5 protein-coding genes are annotated in these 2,516 nt (G+C 37.6%); 2 read left to right on the top strand and 3 right to left on the bottom strand.

All coding sequences use genetic code 11. The annotated features are described in order from the left end of the window. Positions 1 to 202, top strand: a 202-nt coding sequence (locus RV00_RS15790) for a hypothetical protein (RefSeq protein ID WP_071863490.1), incomplete at its 5' end; no start/stop codon positions are given. 136 nt (positions 203 to 338) lie between these two features. Then, positions 339 to 572, top strand: coding sequence for a hypothetical protein (locus RV00_RS15785; protein ID WP_071863489.1), 234 nt, complete (start codon positions 339 to 341; stop codon positions 570 to 572). Positions 573 to 832: 260 nt separating this feature from the next. Here RV00_RS15785 and RV00_RS16200 read toward each other — a convergent pair whose 3' ends face one another. Genes RV00_RS16200 through RV00_RS15765 form a run of 3 tightly spaced genes read right to left on the bottom strand, consistent with a single transcriptional unit; the run spans position 833 to position 2,469 of the window. Continuing rightward, complete coding sequence (locus RV00_RS16200) at positions 833 to 1,909, bottom strand: GH25 family lysozyme (RefSeq protein ID WP_084133323.1); 1,077 nt, start codon at positions 1,907 to 1,909, stop codon at positions 833 to 835. Then, positions 1,910 to 2,176: a phage holin gene (locus RV00_RS15770; protein WP_071863487.1), complete on the bottom strand. Its 267-nt coding sequence runs from the start codon at positions 2,174 to 2,176 to the stop codon at positions 1,910 to 1,912. It lies immediately after the preceding gene. A gap of 20 nt (positions 2,177 to 2,196) precedes the next feature. Beyond that, positions 2,197 to 2,469 (bottom strand): hypothetical protein, encoded by a 273-nt coding sequence (locus RV00_RS15765; protein ID WP_249024121.1) that lies wholly within the window; start codon positions 2,467 to 2,469, stop codon positions 2,197 to 2,199. Positions 2,470 to 2,516 lie beyond the last annotated feature (47 nt).

Below are 2,516 nucleotides of genomic sequence, written 5' to 3'. Positions count from 1 at the left end.
ACGTCCCCTCGTCTATTTTAAGGTTGATGATCAGTCATGTTTAATTGCTGGCCACTCGTTGAATTTTCTTGCAGATGTAGAAGATGGAATGCGGATCGCTGTTGGTGGTGATTACAATGGTAGGAAACAGTTTGTGGTGAAGAAGTATGCGGTCATTGGCAAGACGAAGATTATGATGGAATTTAATCAAATAGCGATCTAACTTGCATCCCTTCTATTTAAGCCTGAATTTTCGGGCTTTTTTATTTTGTTGCCACTTTAGTGGTCCTTTTTATTGACTTATTACCACTGTGGTGGTAATATATAAATATAGAAAGAGATACGAAAGGATGATAAAAATGTTAGACGAAAAAGAGATCAAAGAATTAATCGAATCTGGTGCAGTGCTTTACTTTACAAGCGAACAAGGAAAAGAAGCTGATAAGAATGCTTTTGAAAGTATGAAACACGTAACTGATTTTGAAAACCCTGTGTTAAAAGAGTTAGGCAATTATGACGGTGAGAGCTTTGAGTTTAATGATTATGAAGTGGTTGACGGTGATACAGTCTATACTTTAGAAGAGAGTGATTAATTTGGATCTGTCATATATAGAAAAAATTATCAAAAATACTCCCTATTCAAAATTATCAGAGTTTGCTGGTGTCTCCCCTTCCGCAGCAAAAAAGTGGAAATCGGGAGAAAAAGATTGGCGGAAATCAAGATTTGATTCGATAGCTAATTTAGTTCAACATTACGAGGAGGAAATGAAGAGGGATGAATTTAACGGGATCGTTAAAGAACATTAAAAGCACAAAAATAAGCCCCCTACGAAATCGTAGAGGGCTGTTTTGGTTATTTAATATCGTGATACCAGCGAGTTTCGTAGAAGTCTTGATGGCCTCCTGAAGTATTACCTTTTGGATCATTTGTTGCTCTCATTAAGACAATAACAGATTTCCCTTTAAATTGAGCAAGATCGAACTCTGTTTTAAACCCAACCTGGTCAAATGAAAGCCCGAATGCTTTTTTGACATCTGGACGAGCAATTGGCTTAACTTCTTTTCTGGCCAGTTCTTTATTTTTCACTCGATCCATAATGATGATAAACTCGTGATTAGAAACTGTTGTATGCCAACCTTCAACAACAAGCTTAGTTCCCACTGGTCCAAAACGATCTAAATGAGCTTTGTTTTGTGGAAACTTTGGATCTTGAAGAATCGAGTATCCTCCACCAGCTGTCGTTGGATCTACTGAAGGTTTAGAAGGAGCGGGAGTGCTTGGTTTTTGCGTACCGCCAGATGATTTAATTCCAGCATATGCATCCCACGCATTTTTATCACCATAAAATATATTCAGATCTAAGCGCTTGTTCCAACCATTCAAGAAACCATTTGAGGTGTATTGATACATTGCCGTCGATTTCCAGTAAGGAGAAATTGGAGGATTTGGCTGCGAATAACCTTGTGGTGCATCAGTTCCATAATTTGCGACCCACAAGCCATAATCTGCATTGGCAATACTACTAAAGTTATAGCTATTCAAAACTCCTGTATATGTGTAGAAAAGGGGTTTCACGCCTGTCTTACTTTGTACATGATCTAACCAAGCTTTTGCCCATGCGACATCACCTTTATTGTCAGATTCCCAATCTAAAACGAGAATTGCCTTTCCGATATATCCTTGAACATTCTTCAAGAAGAAATCTGCTTCTTGTTGTGCTGTGCCTTGAAAGCCCAACTCATGTGCATAATGGTAGACAGCTACTTTTTTCCCACTTTTAATTGCTTGTTGAAAAGCTCGATCACAATCCGGATTCACATAACCAGTACCACCGGTCGCTTTAATAATGACAAAATCAGCTGCAACACCATTAGCCCCTACGTTAATTCCAGCTTGCCAACTTGCAATATCAATTCCATTTAATACCATTTATTTTTCCTCCTTCTTCGGTTTTGAATAGGTCAACGCCCGTTCGCTATCTGACAATCCGCTCGTAGTTGGATCAGCAGTAATACCTAGAAATGCTAGTAATGCAAAAAGCGCATTAATAACAGCTAACGCTTTATCGCCATATGAAGATAAATCTAATGTATATCCAAAAGCCGCCGAGACTGCTTGAATCAGCAAAATGGCTAACGGAACGACACCAATCCAAAACGCTTTCGATTTGATTCTTAATTTCCAATTGATTTTCAATCTGTATTCCTCCTATAAAATTATCTTATTTCTTTATATAGCGTTTTGATTTGTTCTGAATGCTCGATTAAACGGTCATTGTGTCTATCCAACCGTTCATCATGTTTTACAAGCTCTTCATGAATACTTGTTCTATCATCTTTACTTGCCTGAAGATCACGATTTAATAAATCTAAACTATGTGTCATTTTAGTTAGATTTTCAGTAATCTTTGTAAAGCTGCTCATTATTGGTCGTATAACAGTCACTACAGCAACACCAATAACCGTCAGCCATTCAATCCATTTTGTAATTAATTCAACGTTCAACACATACCATTCCACCTTCCAATCAAACTTAT

Origin of the sequence: Enterococcus devriesei, from assembly GCF_001885905.1 — a bacterium.
Classification (GTDB): Bacteria; Bacillota; Bacilli; order Lactobacillales; family Enterococcaceae; genus Enterococcus_A; species Enterococcus_A devriesei.
Note: the sequence above shows the minus strand (reverse complement) of the source record. Positions and strands in the feature narration are given on the sequence as shown.

Bases quoted from the DNA above. Each gene is read 5' to 3' on its own strand.
- RV00_RS15785 (WP_071863489.1), top strand. From the start codon at position 339: ATGTTAGACGAAAAAGAGATCAAAGAATTAATCGAATCTGGTGCAGTG.
- RV00_RS16200 (WP_084133323.1), bottom strand. From the start codon at position 1,909: ATGGTATTAAATGGAATTGATATTGCAAGTTGGCAAGCTGGAATTAAC.